The organism is Paenibacillus sp. N3.4, assembly GCF_008017805.1.
In the GTDB taxonomy this organism is placed as follows: domain Bacteria; phylum Bacillota; class Bacilli; order Paenibacillales; family NBRC-103111; genus Paenibacillus_E.
The window spans coordinates 29,880-47,052 of the sequence record NZ_VRTT01000057.1 but is presented as its reverse complement, the minus strand read 5'-3'; the positions used below and the strand labels follow the sequence as shown (position 1 = coordinate 47,052).

At 41.1% G+C, this 17,173-nt stretch carries 12 protein-coding genes; 8 read left to right on the top strand and 4 right to left on the bottom strand.

Annotated elements, in window-relative coordinates:
• Nucleotides 1–48: 48 nt before the first annotated feature.
• Together FU659_RS24425 and FU659_RS24420 are read right to left on the bottom strand one after the other, a co-directional pair.
• A complete protein-coding gene (locus FU659_RS24425; protein ID WP_147949945.1) occupies nt 49–315 on the bottom strand; it encodes a hypothetical protein in 267 nt (88 codons plus the stop codon).
• 260 nt (nt 316–575) lie between these two features.
• Entirely contained in the window at nt 576–1,652 is a 1,077-nt protein-coding gene (locus tag FU659_RS24420; protein WP_147949944.1) for an RCC1 domain-containing protein, read from the bottom strand.
• 252 nt (nt 1,653–1,904) lie between these two features.
• On the opposite strand from FU659_RS24420, the gene FU659_RS24415 reads away from it, so the two are divergent.
• From FU659_RS24415 to FU659_RS24395, 5 genes are all read left to right on the top strand, one after another.
• Nucleotides 1,905–2,147: a hypothetical protein gene (locus FU659_RS24415; RefSeq protein WP_147949943.1), complete on the top strand. Its 243-nt coding sequence runs from the start codon at nt 1,905–1,907 to the stop codon at nt 2,145–2,147.
• A gap of 448 nt (nt 2,148–2,595) precedes the next feature.
• Complete coding sequence (locus FU659_RS24410; protein ID WP_187274363.1) at nt 2,596–3,606, top strand: hypothetical protein; 1,011 nt, start codon at nt 2,596–2,598, stop codon at nt 3,604–3,606.
• Between the two features lie 100 nt (nt 3,607–3,706).
• Nucleotides 3,707–6,826 carry a DEAD/DEAH box helicase gene (locus FU659_RS24405; protein WP_147949941.1) on the top strand — a complete coding sequence of 1,040 codons (3,120 nt, stop codon included), beginning with the start codon at nt 3,707–3,709 and terminating at the stop codon, nt 6,824–6,826.
• Between the two features lie 69 nt (nt 6,827–6,895).
• Nucleotides 6,896–7,096 (top strand): hypothetical protein, encoded by a 201-nt coding sequence (locus FU659_RS24400; RefSeq protein WP_147949940.1) that lies wholly within the window; start codon nt 6,896–6,898, stop codon nt 7,094–7,096.
• Nucleotides 7,093–8,796, top strand: a complete 1,704-nt coding sequence (locus FU659_RS24395) for a hypothetical protein (protein WP_147949939.1) — start codon at nt 7,093–7,095, stop codon at nt 8,794–8,796. Before FU659_RS24400 ends, FU659_RS24395 begins: the two co-directional genes overlap by 4 nt.
• Before the next feature lie 59 nt (nt 8,797–8,855).
• Here the strand turns inward: FU659_RS24395 and FU659_RS24390 are convergent, their stop codons facing one another.
• On the bottom strand, nt 8,856–9,062 hold the full coding sequence (locus FU659_RS24390; RefSeq protein WP_147949938.1) for a hypothetical protein: 207 nt from the start codon (nt 9,060–9,062) through the stop codon (nt 8,856–8,858).
• A gap of 288 nt (nt 9,063–9,350) precedes the next feature.
• Complete coding sequence (locus FU659_RS24385) at nt 9,351–11,870, bottom strand: O-antigen ligase family protein (protein WP_147949937.1); 2,520 nt, start codon at nt 11,868–11,870, stop codon at nt 9,351–9,353.
• Nucleotides 11,871–12,015: 145 nt separating this feature from the next.
• Here FU659_RS24385 and FU659_RS24380 point away from each other — a divergent pair, with 145 nt between their 5' ends.
• Genes FU659_RS24380 through FU659_RS24370 form a run of 3 tightly spaced genes read left to right on the top strand, consistent with a single transcriptional unit; the run spans nt 12,016 to nt 17,169 of the window.
• Nucleotides 12,016–12,810, top strand: a complete 795-nt coding sequence (locus FU659_RS24380; RefSeq protein ID WP_147949936.1) for an ABC transporter permease — start codon at nt 12,016–12,018, stop codon at nt 12,808–12,810.
• 10 nt (nt 12,811–12,820) lie between these two features.
• Nucleotides 12,821–14,035, top strand: coding sequence for an ABC transporter ATP-binding protein (locus FU659_RS24375; RefSeq protein ID WP_147949935.1), 1,215 nt, complete (start codon nt 12,821–12,823; stop codon nt 14,033–14,035).
• Complete coding sequence (locus FU659_RS24370; protein ID WP_147949934.1) at nt 14,032–17,169, top strand: glycosyltransferase; 3,138 nt, start codon at nt 14,032–14,034, stop codon at nt 17,167–17,169. Before FU659_RS24375 ends, FU659_RS24370 begins: the two co-directional genes overlap by 4 nt.
• Nucleotides 17,170–17,173 lie beyond the last annotated feature (4 nt).

Sequence of the window (17,173 nt, the reverse complement as noted above, 5' to 3'; positions counted from 1 at the left end):
TACACGAACTGTCGGAACGACAGGGATAGCTTGGTAAACTTCTCTTCGTTAGAAGAGACTACCCAAGAATCTCGTGACTTTAGTCATGAGAGGTTCAAAATACATACCTGTTATACCTAAACCTAAGGCGGCAAATCCATCAAAACTATTCTTATATGCTTCTTGGTTCACTGAAATTGTGTATTCAGAGAAAGATTTATTATGTGTGATGTTTTTGATTGATTTGAAATCTTTACCGCTTTTCGCTTCTTCAATAGTTTTAAGCAGAGAGGCTTCCATTTCTTTCATCATTTCATTATGTTTAGATTTAATCATTTTGTATGTGAGAGACCTCGGCTGGAGTATTTGTTAGAATTATGTCAAAATTTAGTGTATCACATTGAGGCAACTTTCACCTCAAATACTTGCTAACACAAATGCTAATTATCCATAATTAGTCAAAAATCCATGTAGGTAATTTTGAAAATAATCAAAGTGGCAGCGAAGAAACGCATGTTTTGTAGCAATATGAGAGTAATGTTGAAAAGATGGCTGTACAAAAAAGCGCCTCCATAAATGGAAGCGCCTTGTTGATTTTACCTTTCACCTTTTTTAAATGTAACTAATGAATTCGTATCATCAGCCTTCCATTTCCAGAGCTTGTCATCCTGTGTTAGGGCCATAACATAATCATCAGTTAATGCAATTGATTTAATATTATCTAAGCCTTCAAGTCGAATAGGGACATCAGTGCGAGTACCAAAGTAATCCCCAATTGTGCGCCCTACAAGCCAAGCGCTTCCGTCTTTTTTTACAAATACAGTCGTTCCGATACCCGTATTAATGGAGACAGCATCCTTTAAATCGTCAACGATGACTGGTCCGTAAAGTCCATTCTTGCTGCCCGGTAATCCACTTCCCCAGCCCCATACCGTCCCGTCCGATTGGATGGCGTAGTTATGTGTCGTTTGACCGGAAGAACTGGATAACTTTTCGATTTGGCTCAAGCCTTCAATCTGACGAGCATAGCTTCCTGCTGTAGATTCCCATACCGTGCCGTCGTCCTTCAAAATAATAATAGCACTATAAGTCCCTGCAGTAATATCTTTTGCATTTTTAATGTTATCAACTTTTACCGGTTTCATTGGGTTAGGATCGGGATCTGAGGTCCAAACCCAAACACCACCTTCTTCATCTATCGCTGCACCTATACTAGCATATGTCATGGCCTTGGTAATTCGTGGCAGACCTTTGATTTCAGTAGGCGTGCGGAATTCAGATACAGCATTCTTGCCGTTGGTACTCGTATATTTGTAGGTTCTACCCCATTCCCATACAGTTCCATCCTTTTTCAGAAGTAGATCTCTGTTTATTCCTGCAGTGACAGAGGCAATATTATCTAAATTTTTGATTAGCAATGGTCGACTGTCCCAGTAGACATACTCCCCATCCACTTGGTCTACAAGGTCACCCCAATACCACACTTTTCCTTCGGAATTGTAAGCAATGTTGTGCCTAGCACCCGATGTAATTTGAATGGATGGCGAAAGTTGCTTCGGGGAATCTTGCTCGGCAGCAAAAGTCGGCCCCTCTCCTGTAGATAAAAATAATGCTGTGAGTAGTAATGTTGCTCGAATGCTTGTTTTTACCATGTGCCTTACTGGTCGTTTCATCGATTTCTCTCCTTATCTGAATTCCAAATTTTACATTAATTTATACGCAATCCCAATCAAGAAAGTTTCTATTTGGAAATTTATTGGTAATAAATATGGACCTTTCAGCCTTCCATTTCCCCAAATGCTTGGACGAATCACATGAGAGGACAACAAAATTAGCCTAAATTTAATGGAGATAGGCATTGGTGCATTCCATGGACCAGGGATAAACGTATACTAACACAAACCTATAGAGGAGTTGACCTGACCATGGCTTACCAACCAAACCAAGGAAGACAATTTGAGTGTCCACCGGCTGACCCGATAATGACAAGTCCAGAAAGAATTGTTAGAGATCATTACCACCCGCAAAAAGTGCAAGTGATTCACCCAATCGAAATCATTAACAGACATCACTGTGTACCTGTTTACGAGCATGTTTACACCTGTTCAGAGAAAGATGAATACTGCGGCACGCACCCGCATCCGCATCAAGGCTTTATGCGTAATTAGTTGAAAATTAAACCCCCAGATATGAATCTATCCTGATTCGTTTGGGGGTTTCTTCGTATAATTTGGATTGTTGGAATTTTATGTTTTACGATTTTCGGTTAGATCTTGTTTACTCGGCTACAAGTGCATGAAGCTATTTAGTATAATAGGGATAAATGCAATTGTCGATTTATGGGGGACGATCTATGTTTAATTTGGAAATGGACTGGGATTACTGGACAACGACGATCCGGTCCTATTTTGATGAGACGATTCTGACAAGAGGTTGGGATTATTTTAAAGAGGGCGTTGTTAGGAATTTAGAGGCAGAAGCTCCTAATCGTATTCATGCTATGGTATTGGGCACAAGCTCGTATCGTGTACATATAGATCTAAAATCATCTGCCAGGAATGGATTGCTTATTTCGATAAACAGTATAAAAATTCCAAAATTTATAATGCTTTCAGCATGGAGGAAGTGTATGCTCAGGCTTGGGGTCAGCTTCATAAGTTGGCTGATGACTGGGATGCATCCATCAGAGGAATATACGATATTCAAGTTGTTTTTTATCTCATGCAGCTTTGTGATAAGTGGGCTGAGGAAAAGGCGGGAACGTATGATTTTTATAATGCAGGTTACTACTTCTCTAAAATAAATAAACAAAGCAGTGAAAAGCTCTTTTCTGCTTTGAGGGATATGGATTTTGAACGAGCCAGGGGAAAGTACCCGGTACACGTGAAGGAATTAGCAGCTTACTTGGCGATGAACGTTGAGAAAGTGCGGCGGAGTTATGAAATGGACTGGTCCGAAACTTACAATCTGATGTGGTCGAATTTGCTTTATGAGAAGAGCTTAGTTGCCGATGAGCTTACTAGATTAAGATTGATTGCAAGTGATGAAGAGAAAGAAGATGAAGCAAGAGGAACGGCTGTATTGGCTCTAGCTCATTTTGACATTATGGCTGGAGATGACGAAACCGCTTGGGAGCGCGTTATGACTAGATTTGAAACGGTTGAGGCGAGTGATTGGTTCGGCTATATGCAAACCTTTGTTCAGGTTCAGCAATGGGATCGACTTGTGAATTGGCTTCGCTGGCTGCAGCATCACATGGAGATGTATAACGCATATGATATGAATCATTACTTCTATTTTTGGACAACAGCGTCTATGCATCTAGCTATTGAAGAGGAGCATAAGCACGCTCTTGCGGCTTTGCTGCCCGGCAGCTATAGACAGTATTCTCGCTTTCTCATGGATAGGATGGAGTATAAAGCCTGGGCTGATCTATGTTTACTGTTGAATTTATCCCCATTGGATATCGATTCCGAGGAATTGAAAAGGGTTGAAAAAGAGGATGTCCGCATGCTGCTGCCAATCTACCACTATGCAGTTGAGGTCTATATTTTAGGGAAAAATAGAGATTCTTATAAACAGGCTGTCAAACTGCTAAAAAACTGGCGAATGCCTATAAAAAACTAAAGCAAACGCCACGTTTTGATTCATACATTCAGCAAATCAGCAAGCAATATTCGCGCTACCGCGCGTTCCAAGAGGAATTGCGGAAAGGAAAACTGACTTCATGATCAGCTTGTCACAGATACATATCCGCATACAGAGACTGCCATCAGGCAATTTTGCTTGTTACGGGGAAACAGAGCAGGCGAATGCTGTTCCTGACTATACATTAAGAAAGCTTCTTTTTGCATGGCATGAACGTTCTTACTACGGAACTCAAATTGAGACAATGACTAGTGCGCAAGGCTCAGGCTTGGTTATGACTCCCTATATGGCGATGGATTATTTGGCTGCTCCCGGTACATTATTGCATGGGAAATTATCTTGGGATGAAGATGCCCGGCTTCTTATGCAAGGGGCTGTTTTATTCAAGGAGGCTCTGCAATATGGCTGGTACATGCCTTCCTATGAACGATGGTGCGAAGGGAAGATTGGTTGGAAACTCAAGCTTCCATCCGACAAGCAGGCTGAGTTTACGCAGCTTAGTCAAGGTAAGCGCTTGGATGCAGCATTTTGGCAGGACTGGTTAGATGCTATCGTCGAAGAGATGCTGCACCTTGATGGGGAATGGGAGATTTCTTCAGCGTGGAAGAGTCTTAAAGAAGAGAATGCTCTGCTCTGTATGGATGACGAAGAGTCTGCAGCGGTGAGGACATCGTTGAACTGGATGCAGGAAGACGATTGGCTTACAGCCATTGGTTGGAAGCAGGATGCTGCTCCCTATCGGATTTGTGTTCAACTGGTAGAACCTTATGCGGAAACGTATGTGGACGGGACGACGACGGCCAAGGATGATGCAGCAGACTGGCGATTGCGTTTTATTGCGCAGGATCGTAAGGATACGAACCGGTTCGTGGAATTTAGTGCAGCGGGCAATTGTTTAACAGGTCAAATTCCTGCGGCTTGGCAGGAGAATATAGATGAGCGGATTCAAGAGCAGACGACTAGGATTCTGCGCATCGTTCCTGCACTACAAAGTACATTTCAATTGGGTAAAATTGTGGAGCAGCTGTCTGATGATGAAGCTTGGGAGTTCCTGACTGAATCGAGTTTGCAGCTCGTAGCGGCTGGTATATCTGTGTTTCTGCCTTCCTGGTGGGAGGGGATGGGACGTTTACGTCCACTGTTAAAAGCGAAGCTTCAAAACTCCGTAGGTTCGTCGCGTAAATCCATGTTCGGTATGGATCAAATCATACAGTTCGATTGGCGCGTTGCGTTAGGAACAGTGGATCTATCGGAGGAGGAATTCCTCCAAATGGCGGCCCAGAAAAAGCGGTTGATGTATACTCGGGGAAAATGGGTGCAGCTTGACCCCGCTTATCTGGAGCAGATCAGGGCAGCGATGCGGCAGGTGGAAAAGAAGAAAGGTCTCACCTTCAGAGAGGTGCTTGAGATGCACCTGTTGGAGGGTAACGAAGCGAATACGAATGAATCAGGGGATGAGCAGCGTGAGACCTTGCAGGTGAGAGTTGAGCTGAACAATCATCTGCGAACTTTCATGAAGCAGTTAAACCAAATCAAGTCTATACCCCTTGTTGAGGAAATTGACGGTCTGGAAGCCGATTTAAGGCACTATCAGATCGAGGGGGTGTCTTGGCTCCTGTTTTTGCGTCAAATGGGTCTGGGAGGCTGTCTAGCGGATGACATGGGACTTGGGAAGACGATTCAATTTATCGCCTACCTTCTTCAGGTTAAAAAGGAAAAATCAGGAACGCTATCATCGGGTAAAAGAAATAAAAGATTAGGGCCTTCAGAGGTTAAAGAGTCCAGCGCTTCCGGTGTAAAGACGCTCGCTTCTGCTCCCTCACTTCTGATCTGTCCGACCTCCGTGCTAGGTAATTGGCAAAAAGAGCTTGAGCGTTTCGCACCCTCTCTGAACATTCATCTTCACTATGGCGGTCAAAGGGCCAAAGGAGAAGAGTTTGAGACGTCTATTCAGGGGGCAGATTTGGTCATGACCTCCTACAGCTTAGCTAATTTAGATGAGGAAGAGCTGTCTAGTATCTCATGGAACGCACTTTGTTTGGATGAGGCTCAAAATATCAAGAATGCGTATACCAAGCAAGCTTCAGCTATTCGAAGCTTAGAGGCTCGGCAGCGCATCGCGTTGACAGGTACGCCGATTGAAAACAGATTGACTGAGCTTTGGTCGATTTTTGACTTTATTAATCCTGGCTATTTGGGAACGCTTAGCCATTTCAGTCACCAATACGTGAGTCCGATTGAGAAGAACGGCGGAGGGGCTGCGGAGTTAACTTCACGCGTACAGCGTTTAATTCGTCCGTTTCTATTAAGACGGCTTAAGAAAGATCCGGCTATCCAGCTTGATTTGCCTGATAAATACGAGGTAAAGGCTTACGTTTCTCTGACATCTGAACAAGGGGCTCTTTACGAGAACGTGGTGCAAAGCTTATTAGAAAAAGTGGACAGCCTCAACGGTATCGAGAAGAAGGGACTTATTCTTGCCTCGCTGACTAAGCTGAAGCAGATCTGCGATCATCCGGCTTTGTTTTTGAAGGAAGCTGGGACTGGTGCAAGTTCAGGGGCTAGAGCAAGTACAAATGAAAGTGTAAGTGCAAGTGCAAGGAAACGGGATGGTGCCGTCGCTGATTCGGAGAGACAGGTACGCTCCAAGAAAATGGAGCGGCTGCTTGAAATGATCGACGAACTACGTGCCGAAGGAGGCAATTGCCTCATCTTTACCCAGTTCGTCGAGATGGGCCACCTCCTGCAGGTTGTGATTTCGCAGGAGCGTAGCGAACCCGTGCAGTTCTTGCACGGGGGGCTGAGCAAGGCGAAGCGCGATGAGATGATCGCGCGCTTCCAGGATAGTGCGCTCCCGGATGGGGAGCGCTGCAGCATTTTCATCCTCTCGCTGAAAGCAGGAGGAACCGGTCTGAACCTCACCGCGGCGAATCATGTTTTCCACTACGACCGCTGGTGGAACCCCGCCGTGGAAAACCAGGCCACGGACCGCGCCTACCGCATCGGTCAAACCCGCGATGTGCAGGTGCACAAGTTCGTCACCCTCGGCACGCTCGAAGAACGCATTGACGAGATGATCGAGCGCAAGAAGGGCCTCAGTGACCAAATCGTCGGCACAGGCGAGAACTGGATCACGGAGATGTCCACAGGAGAGCTGCGCGAGTTGTTCGCTTTGCGTCGTGAATGGATGGAGAAGTGATCGTGATCAAGAGCAGCATCAGCATCAGCATGGCGCAATCTATGGAATGGCCAGAGTGGAGGGTCAGGAATGAGTCAGCAAAAAGCAAGTCCTAAACGAGATAAGCCGTCCAAGGAAGCAGATACGCCACAGCAGCCGACAGGCAAGCCGGGGCGGACCTCTGGAAAAGCCGCTGCAGCAAGGCAAGAGATACCTCTCCAGGGCACAGAGTCAATGTCGCGCGGCTGGCAGCAATTATACAGAGCGATAAGCAAGGAGGTTCGGTCATGAGTCAAACCCGACTTAAGCTTACGACGAGCGAACTGATGGATCTGGTCGTTCAGGTTCGAGCCAGCTTTGTCTATGAGAAGCTGAAGCTCGGTTTTGAAGTGTTTAAGCAACAAGCTGTGAACGATATTCAAATTACAGAAGGATCGGAGATCGTAGCCAGAGTCAAGATGCCTGAAGTGTACGACGTTCAATTGGATATCGACTTTCTGTCCATCAGCACATGCTTGTGTGAAAGCAGAGAGCTATGCGAGCATATGGCTGCCGTCTTTTTTACTGTGTATCAGCTGCATAATTTGAGTCCAGAGGCATTTATGGACCAGGCCACGACCGCCATAGAAGAGATTCAGGCCGCTGAGGAGCTGCAAGCTGCCAAAGCCAAAAAGGCTCAAGAGAAGAGGGCTTTGGAAAGGGTTCAGCAAGAACAATTTCCGCGAATTTTTCAGGACAGATTTCCTTCATCCCGTCAACCGATGGCAATAGCGCCTCCTGTAAGAAAAAGCTCGCTGAAGTTTTCCTTGCAAGAGACGGATCAAGTGGATGCGTGGCATCGCTACTTCCAAAATAGTTATGAACAGGATAAAAACAGCCCTACGCATAGCGGAGATGTAGATGAACTCGTCCAAATGCTATGCAGCGCTGCGGTATCATGGGAACCGACTGTGCGTGAGCTTTTTGAAATACATGCCAGGTTATTTGCTTTGTTGAAGCTTGAAGAAAGATACCATGCGATTCATCAGTCCCACATGTACTTTCTATATGAAAGCCATATGGAGGAGATGGCTTATACTTGCTTAAATGATATAGCGGAAGTTATTACAGATATCAACTTGGAAAAGATGACAGATACCCATAGGAACATCCTTGAAGCGACAGTACAGTATCTGGAGCAAGAGTTTTATAATAAATCGTTCAATTTTATTGATATGTACGTCTTGTACGCTATGTTTTGGACAAATCTTCTAGTCATAGAGCCTCTCGTGCAGCGTGAAAAAAATAGACTAGATCTGGCTTTGCAAAAGCCGCAACAGGAGCAGCACCGTCACTATAACATCCATGCGCGGGCATTTCACGATTGGCTGGCAGGGCAGGATGCAGCGGCAACAGAGCGATTGCAGGGCTTAGAAATGCTGCATATCCCCCATATTTTGAATCAGCTTGGTAGCCTGTATGACAACAATGCTTGGAGCAGGCTGCACTATTGGTTAAAATGGCTGCTTCCTTATATCCAGTCACACGATTTTGAGGAGGTCGAGGCATATATCTTTTTGTGGCGCCAAATCAATAAGGCTAAGCACTTGGAGGATGAATTCTTAGAAACGATGGCAGCTCTTCTACCTCACAGTGAGTCCTTTTATGGCGAGCATTTGCTGTCCAAAGGCCATTATCAGCGTTGGGTGGATCTGCAGATGGCTGTAAACCAGCTTCCGATCTATCTGGAGACCTATAATTTGAAAAAAGTCGAGAACGCAAATCCAGCTTATCTACTGCCCTTGTATCACCAAGCTATTGAAGCATGTATCTCGCAAAAAAATCGCGATGGTTATGAAACCGCTGTGGACATGCTCAAAACCTTAAAAAAGCTGTACAAGCGTCTTAACCATACCCATAAATGGGACGTATACATCAGTTATACGGTAAAGAAATACAGTCGTCTGCGTTCGTTTCAGGAAGAGCTTAGAAGAGGGAAGATTGTCACTTGAGATTAAAGTAAAAGTCATACCTATTCTTTGGAGGATAGGTATGACTTTTCGCTTTTGATTCAGTGAACGCGCCATTTTTTCAATTCGTCTTTCGGTATAGCTGTCGCTTTTACAATCGAATCCAGATTCATTCCCATTGCGAGCAAACGCTTGGCTATTTCAATTTGCCCTTCGAGCTTGCCCTCTTCTCTGGCACCGTCAATCATGAAGATTAAGTATTGGATGATCAAATGAAACGTAAAGAATGGTTTTTGGTGGAACTTCATTCAGTTCTTGTTCAATCATTTGAAAAGAATGGTTGTTTTCCAGACTCTTCTTGGACCGGATAAAATAACTTCACGGCGTATATTCACATGATGGAATATTTTGCTGGCTTCATAGAAGGCCAGTCGTTTAACTGACGGGTAAACTCTTTAGGAACATTACCGTTGGCCCACCATGGATTATATCCTAAATTAAGCATCACATGTAACAAAAAGCCCCCACATCAGGTGTGCCAGGGCTAGTACCAGAAAAAAAAGCGCCACATCACTGTGGCACTCATTCATATATGATTAAAATTGAAAATTCGCCGCGACGATGGCGTCTATACTCTGTTTCTCAGCCGGATCTTTGGCAATGAGCTTGTTCAGCAAGTCATTATCTACAGCAGCCCCTGATTTTTGTAAGGTGGCCAAATACCATCTAGCTACTACACGGTTCGTCTGGTCTTCGAACTTATCAGTGACATAAGGTTTAATCACAGCCGCTGCTCCAGCATAATCGCCACGCATGTAGTGAACTTGTCCTACATTCAGCGCCATGCTAGGTGTCACAGCGAAATCGCGTCCTTGTGATTGTCCTGCAGGTAAGTTTTTCAGAGATTCAATACGTTCGAGCACTGTTTTATACATAGCAAGCACACTATCAAGCCTTTGATTAAACACATTGGCATCGTTCTTTTCTTTGGCTTGACTAGCGAGCTCGATGTTCAAAGCCATACTTTTCTCATACAAATCAATATACCAAGGATAATCAGGTATTTGGGAATTAGACCAATTTAACGCTTCTTGCTGATTGCCCTTGATCAGATACATATTCAACTGCTGCATGACGACACTGCGATTATGGGGTTCTTTCTTCACCAATTGATCAAGCAGGTTTTGTGCTTGCATGAAAAAAGCATCGCTCTTTGTCTGATCCGTCGCCTTTAATTGGTTTGAAACCTGAAGTAGAATGCCGATTCTGCTAATTTGACCTGTCAATAAATAATCAGGATGCGCAGGATGTAAGGAAATCGCTTTATCGAGCGGGGCAACGATTTCATTGTAGTCCTTACTTTTTTGCGCAACTTCTATGGTGTGCTTATACGAGCTATTCGCAGATACTAACTGCGCGGATATATAGAGCATTACAATCGACACAACGGTTAGAAGAGCAGGGAACGACTTGTGACGTAAAGCTGAATCTGATTTAGACCGAAGTGGAGCCGAGGTACTATTGCTCAGCATGGAGCCCAGTGCAAGGAACAATATAGCACCTAAGTATACGTAGCTTAAGTCAAAGTCTATCATACTGTGCACAAGTAGAGAGACGGTAACAATAAAGAATAGGAAATGAAGATCTCTTTTCTCCTGTGTGCTTTTTATAAAGCTTCTTATATAAAAGACCATCACAGCAATAACAAAACCTACAAAAGCAAGAAATCCAAGAGCGCCGGCCTCAACCAAATATTGAAGCGCGAAGTTATGGGCCTGACGGCTTATGTAAGGGTTATTCTGATACTTCTCGTAAAGGGAAGCCCAGGCGCCACCGCCTGCACCGATAATCGGATAGTCCGTCCATAGCTTCACAGCATCTTTATAAAAAGTACCCCGTTCCAATACGCTGTGTTGTTGAAAATTAATATTTGATAGACGTGTTTTTAAATTTTCAGGAAGAACATTTTTTAAGCCCGTATCACTGAAAAGAAGTGTAGCAGCAAACAATCCTACCACGATGGCAGCTACAGGTAAAATGAAATTGGCATACTTTTTGGTGTTGAAACGAGTCGTAACATTTTCAAGCCAAGGAGCCCCAAAGCGCTGAATAACAATGGTCAATGCAGCGAAAATGATTGAGGCAATCAGCAAAATGTACCAACCATGCCAGGATTCTGAGGCGGTCGGTTGTTTTTGCAGCACCGTACCAATATCTGTCACCTTTTGTAGAATAGCCAGAGAGAATGCAAATGCAAGTACTAACTGGACTATTGAAAGTATTTGTCTGCTAATAGAAAAGAAGAATAACATTATGAGAAAAACAACCGGAATAACGACAATGGCACCACGCGAAAGTGTCAGCCAGAAAGAAACAATAATCGGGACAAGCATAAGCGCATGAGGAAGAATCACATACCATTTACGAGACTTCACAATATAGAACAAAGTACCTAGTGTCAAGGTAATTAAGAAGGCCGCATATGTGTTTGCGTATTGAAAAACGGCGGTTAAGCGCAGCCCGTTCGAATCTGTCATGACCGCGTCTCGGTAGAAATAAGCGTTGTTTCCATCCATGAGCGCGAACCAGCCTACCAGATGTCCGGCAAAGTTTCCATTGCCTAACCAGTACAAAAGTCCGAAGATCACGATGAAGTAACCACTTGCCAATAATAAACCAGCGGCAATCGACGTACCAAGCTTGTTTTTTGTCAGAAATACACCTAAAATGAAGAAAGTTGCATACAGCATTTGGATGTAGACCATATTGGTTGCCAAATAATGAGATGCCGCATTTGACAGTGATATGATATAGGTGAGCGGCATTAGTAAGACCAAAATGGTTAATACGTCTTTTTGTTCTTTTAGTTTGTAAACGAAGAAAGCAAAGATGGCGATTAACAATAAAATGATGGAGGACCAGACCGAAGCCGAGTATATCGACCTCTCGAAGTCGTATGTTCCCCCATTAAACAATGCCCGTTGAAACGGCGCCCAGAACAGAAACAAACCTACAAAAACAGTCAAAATCCAAAAAATAACAGAGCTTTTTTCTGCCGTTATCGTCCCACTTGATTTCGCTCGCGAAGCCGCGTACGTATTCTTACTTGCACTCATGAAAGACAGTCTCCTTCTCCGCTAAAGTTCGACTTTATTTTAGCATACTGGAAGAGGGTTTCCAAATACATTACATCAAATATATTAATTGTTATGTTTCGTGGAGAATTGTTAAAAGCGAACCAAGGGTAGGGGAGTAATAAAAATGTTAAACCTAAATTATGAAAATCTAAAACGATCATTTAAGATGTCCAATGAATTGTCGAAAAGAGAACTCCAGATGAAATATTATGGCTCTTTTTTTGGTGTGATTTGGGCATTCATACATCCTGTAATTATTATTTCTATATTATGGTTTGTTTTTCAAGTTGGTTTTAAATCTGTGCCAGTAGGTAATGTTCCATTTATTTTATGGTTAGTAGCTGGTATGGTCCCTTGGTTATTTATTTCTGATGTTTTGTCTAATGGTGTTTCTGCCATTACCGAAAACTCATTTCTTGTGAAAAAAGTTGTGTTTAAAACCGAACTATTACCGATTGTTAGAATCATAACCGCCTTAAAGATTCATTTATTTTTTATTGTTATTCTTTTTATCATATATTTTGTATATGGATATGAATTTCATTTGCATAATGTTCTTATTTTATATTATATGATTTGTTCGATTGTTTTTTTAGTGGGTATTAATTTGCTAACATCATCTCTAAATGTATTTTTTAAGGATACAGGGCAAATCATAGCTATAATTACCCAATTTGGATTTTGGGTGACGCCCATATTTTGGATGTTGAAGACAGTGCCTGAACGGTATCATTTTCTTATTAAACTAAATCCACTCTATTATATTGTAGAGGGCTATCGTTCTGCTTTATTTACAAATGAAAAGATATTCGATCATCCTAACCTAACGATTTATTTTTGGCTGATTTCTATTGTTCTTATTAGCAGTGGCTGGATACTATTTAAAAAACTAAAACCGCATTTTGCGGATGTTCTATAATGAGGTGCTTATGGAAAATAACATAATTCAATTCGATAATATAACAAAATCTTATAAAATTTATGAAAGACAAATTGATCGACTGAAAGAGGCAATCAGCCCTTTTCGCCAAAAGTACAACAAGGAATTCATTGCCTTAAATAATTTATCTATTTCAATATCTAAAGGTGAGAGTGTTGGAATTGTTGGTGTAAATGGTTCTGGTAAATCGACGTTTCTGAAATTGATAGCTGGTGTAGTTACGCCTACATCAGGTGAAATAATTATTAATGGTAAGGTATCAGCAATACTTGAACTCGGAGCAGGATTTAACCCTGAATATACTGGGATTGAGAATATCTATTTAAATGGCACTATTATGGGCTACGAAAGAGTTGAAATTGATCAAAAGCTTGAAAGTATTCTATCATTCGCAGAAATCGGAGAATTCATCCATCGACCTGTAAAAACCTATTCGAGTGGGATGTTTGCTCGGTTAGCATTTGCTGTAGCGATTAATGTTGAGCCAGACATTTTAATCGTTGACGAAGCATTAAGTGTTGGTGATACCAAGTTTCAATTAAAATGTATTGAGAAAATGAAGCAGATCCGTGAAAGTGGAACAACTATTTTGTTCGTTTCACATGCAATTGAGCAAATTAAACGATTTTGTACAAGAGCAATATGGATTGATAAAGGCGTTCTACGCGATGATGGATCAGCAAATGATGTCGTAAATGCCTACGAAGATTCTCTATATCTAGATTCAATAAGTACAGCCGAGTCAACTGATGAAAACTCATTTCATGACTTAACAGAATCATATGAGGTGCCCGTTGACTCAAGTATGGTGGGTAGAATTGTATCTGTAGCATATAGCAATCTCGATTTGAAAACATTCGATACACTGCAGATCGATGTGTTGTATGACGTTTATGAAGAAGTAGTGCCAAACTTATTAGTTGGTGTTGCTATTTATGATAGGGATCGAAAATATATATTTGGTCCTAACACTTATTTGGATAATGTACAAATTCCGAATGAAAAAGGTAGACATTGTATTCAATACCGTATTCCTCGTATTCCTTTACTTAGTGGCACTTATTTTTTAGATGTAGGATTATTTTCTGAAAAGGGTTTGGTAATGATTGATTACAAGACAAGTATTGAACAGTTTACTATAAAAAGTGATTATTTCACTGAAGGTTTAGCTTATATGGAACATGATTGGAGAGTAATAAAATGACAGCGTCCTTTCCTTTTGACCACTATCAAAGATATAAGCATGCAGCAGAAGTTATTAATAAGTGGAAAAATAGTTCTGGAATTAAAAAAATACGGATATTAGAAGTCGGGGCAAATGAACACAAAAATTTAGAATTATTTCTTGCAGATGACGACATAACTTATTTAGACATTCAGTTACCGGATCACTTGAAATTCGATTCCTCTTACATTCAAGGTGATGCAACAGAAATGCCTTTTTCCGACAATGAATATGATTGGGTCATTGCTCTTGATGTTTTTGAGCATATTAACAATGATCGTAAACAAGCATTCTTACTAGAAATGAATAGAGTAGGTAAACATGGTTTCTTAATGTCCGCTCCTTTTAATACTCCTGGAGTAGCTGTAACTGAAAAAAGTGCTAATACTTTCTTTCATGTACTTTATGGAGAAGATTATCGATGGTTAAAAGAACATGAAGAACTGGGACTTCCAGAGCTTGATGAAACTTTGGATTTTCTGATTAAAAGAGAAATACCTTTTATTCATTTTGGACACGGTTCTCTTGCAATCTGGGAAATGATGATGTCAACCCATTTTCTTGTAGCTGGAAAATTTGCGTTGCGTCCTTATTGTACATTAATTGATGACGTTTATAACCAAAAAATATATAGTAGCGATTATGCAGATCCGCATTATCGTCAATTTATTGTGTCTGTGAAGGACTCAGGTATTATTGAAACAATCTCCAATTGGATTAGTGGAAGAAAACATCAAGATGTTAGTCAAGATGCATTAGATGAGATAAGTACTCTCTATGAAAAATTAAAAATACTTCACCAGAATATAAGTGATAAAGACCGCAATGAGAATTATAATGGGCAATTTCAACATTTGGCGGGGGTTATTGAGCAGCAAGTAAGCCATTCAAACTTAGTGTTTGAGAATATAAGAAATCAAAACACACTACTAGATGGTGAAATAAAAGACACTTATAAATTACTTAATGATGAAATGTCACAACGAAATCTTCTACTCAGAGAAGAAAATCGGCTTCAAAATGAGTTACTCAGTAAAGAAATTAATGAGATGATGTTGAAAGTAACGAGCATAGAAAGTAAAGTATCTAACCTCGAAAGAATTAAAGAAGAAAATGAGATTGCAAAATCCTTAGAAATACAAAAGAATCTGGAACATACAATTGAAGAACAAAAAAATAACTACTTGAGAACCATAGAAGAATTCCGTGAAATTCTGGGAGAGAAAGACCATCACATCTCAAATTTACAAATAATGGCCGAATCATTAAGAATCAAAAATAGAATAAAAAGGGCATTACCAAATACAATAAAAAAACCTCTTAAAAAAATATATAGGATATTAAAATTAATAAAAAATAATCCCCATTATTTAAGCCGTGGATTATTCGAACTGCGTAGAAGAGGGATTAAAGGGTTAACTGAAAAAGTAGCAGGAGTTAACTTGCAACAAGAACAGCCACCTCACAACTATCAACTATTGGATCAATTTGACCGAGAAGCAATGGTGAAGGAATTGGAGAAATGGCCTTTCAAGCCCTTAGTCACCGTTCTCATGCCAGTATATAACGTTAGTCCTAAATGGCTTGGACTGGCAATTGAATCAGTTCAAGCACAGATCTACGATAACTGGCAACTTGTGATTGTGGATGATTGTTCAACCAATCAGGAGACGAAGGATTATCTCAATAAAGTTATAGATTCGCGAATTCATATTAGCTTCCTAAAAAATAATCTCGGAATTGCTGGTGCAACCAATGAAGCGGCGGCATTAGGCAAAGGGGAATACTTTTGTCTGCTAGATAATGACGATGAGCTGCGTCCGCATGCACTATTTGAAATGGTGAAAGCATTACAATTGAAAATGTATGATTTACTTTACTCAGATGAAGATAAAATAGATGTGCATGGTGTTAGAAAAAATCCATTTCATAAACCAGACTGGTCACCCGATTTGTTAAGATGTCAAATGTATATGGGCCACCTAATCATGTTTAAAAAAAGCTTGTTTGAGCAAGTTGGAGGCTACAAAACGGGGTTTGATGGAGCTCAGGATTATGACTTAATATTAAGAATGACTGAATCAGTCGGCTGTAGTATTCATCATGTTCCTAAAATATTGTATTCTTGGAGAGAACTAAGTACCTCTACGGCCATAAATCCTGATTCCAAGCCGTATGCCCAGCACTCCGGTTTAAAGGCTGTTAATGAGCACCTGGCTCGAGTATTTGGTGAAGGTAATGCTTGGGCGGAAGAAACAGAGTATCTGTACGTCTATGATTCACGGTTTCGTTTGACAGAACCTAAGCCAAAGGTAAGTATTATTATACCTACAAAAGATAAAATTGATCTATTAGAACCATGTATTCAGAGTATCATTAGCGTAACAACATACTCAGATTACGAAATTATTATTCTGGATAACAACTCCGAGCTTAAAGCATCTATGGATTGGTTTTCTGAAATACAAGAAAAGTATACGTTTGTGAAAGTGATTGAAGCAAAGTATGAATTTAATTGGTCAAAATTAAACAATCATGGAATAGATGTGTCTACTGGAGAAGTCTTGGTGTTTTTGAATAACGATACTGTAGTACTGACATCTGATTGGTTATCCAGACTTGCTGAGAAAACCCTACAAAGTGGAGTAGGTACAGTTGGTGCACTGCTACTTTTCGAAGATAGGACCATTCAGCATGCTGGAGTAGTTATAGGTATGGGTGGTTGGGCAGATCATGTATTTAAAGGTCAGCAGCCAATTCATTATGGTTCACCGTTCATATCTCCGGCAGTTATCAGAAACGTCAGTGCCTCAACAGGAGCCTGTCTAGCAATATCTAGGAAAACAATTAATAAAGTTGGTCCATTTGATGAAGATTTTATTATTTGTGGTAGTGATGTGGAGATATCAATAAGAGCTACGAATGCTGGCTTGTTTAATATTTATGATCCTAAGGTGGTCCTTTATCATTACGAGTCAAAAACAAGAACTTCTTTTGTTCCTGAGCAGGACTTTAAGATGTCTGCACTACACTATGGCCCATATTTAAAGAATGGAGATCCATTTTATAATAGTAATCTATCATTGAATCATTTAATACCTACAACTAAATAGGGAG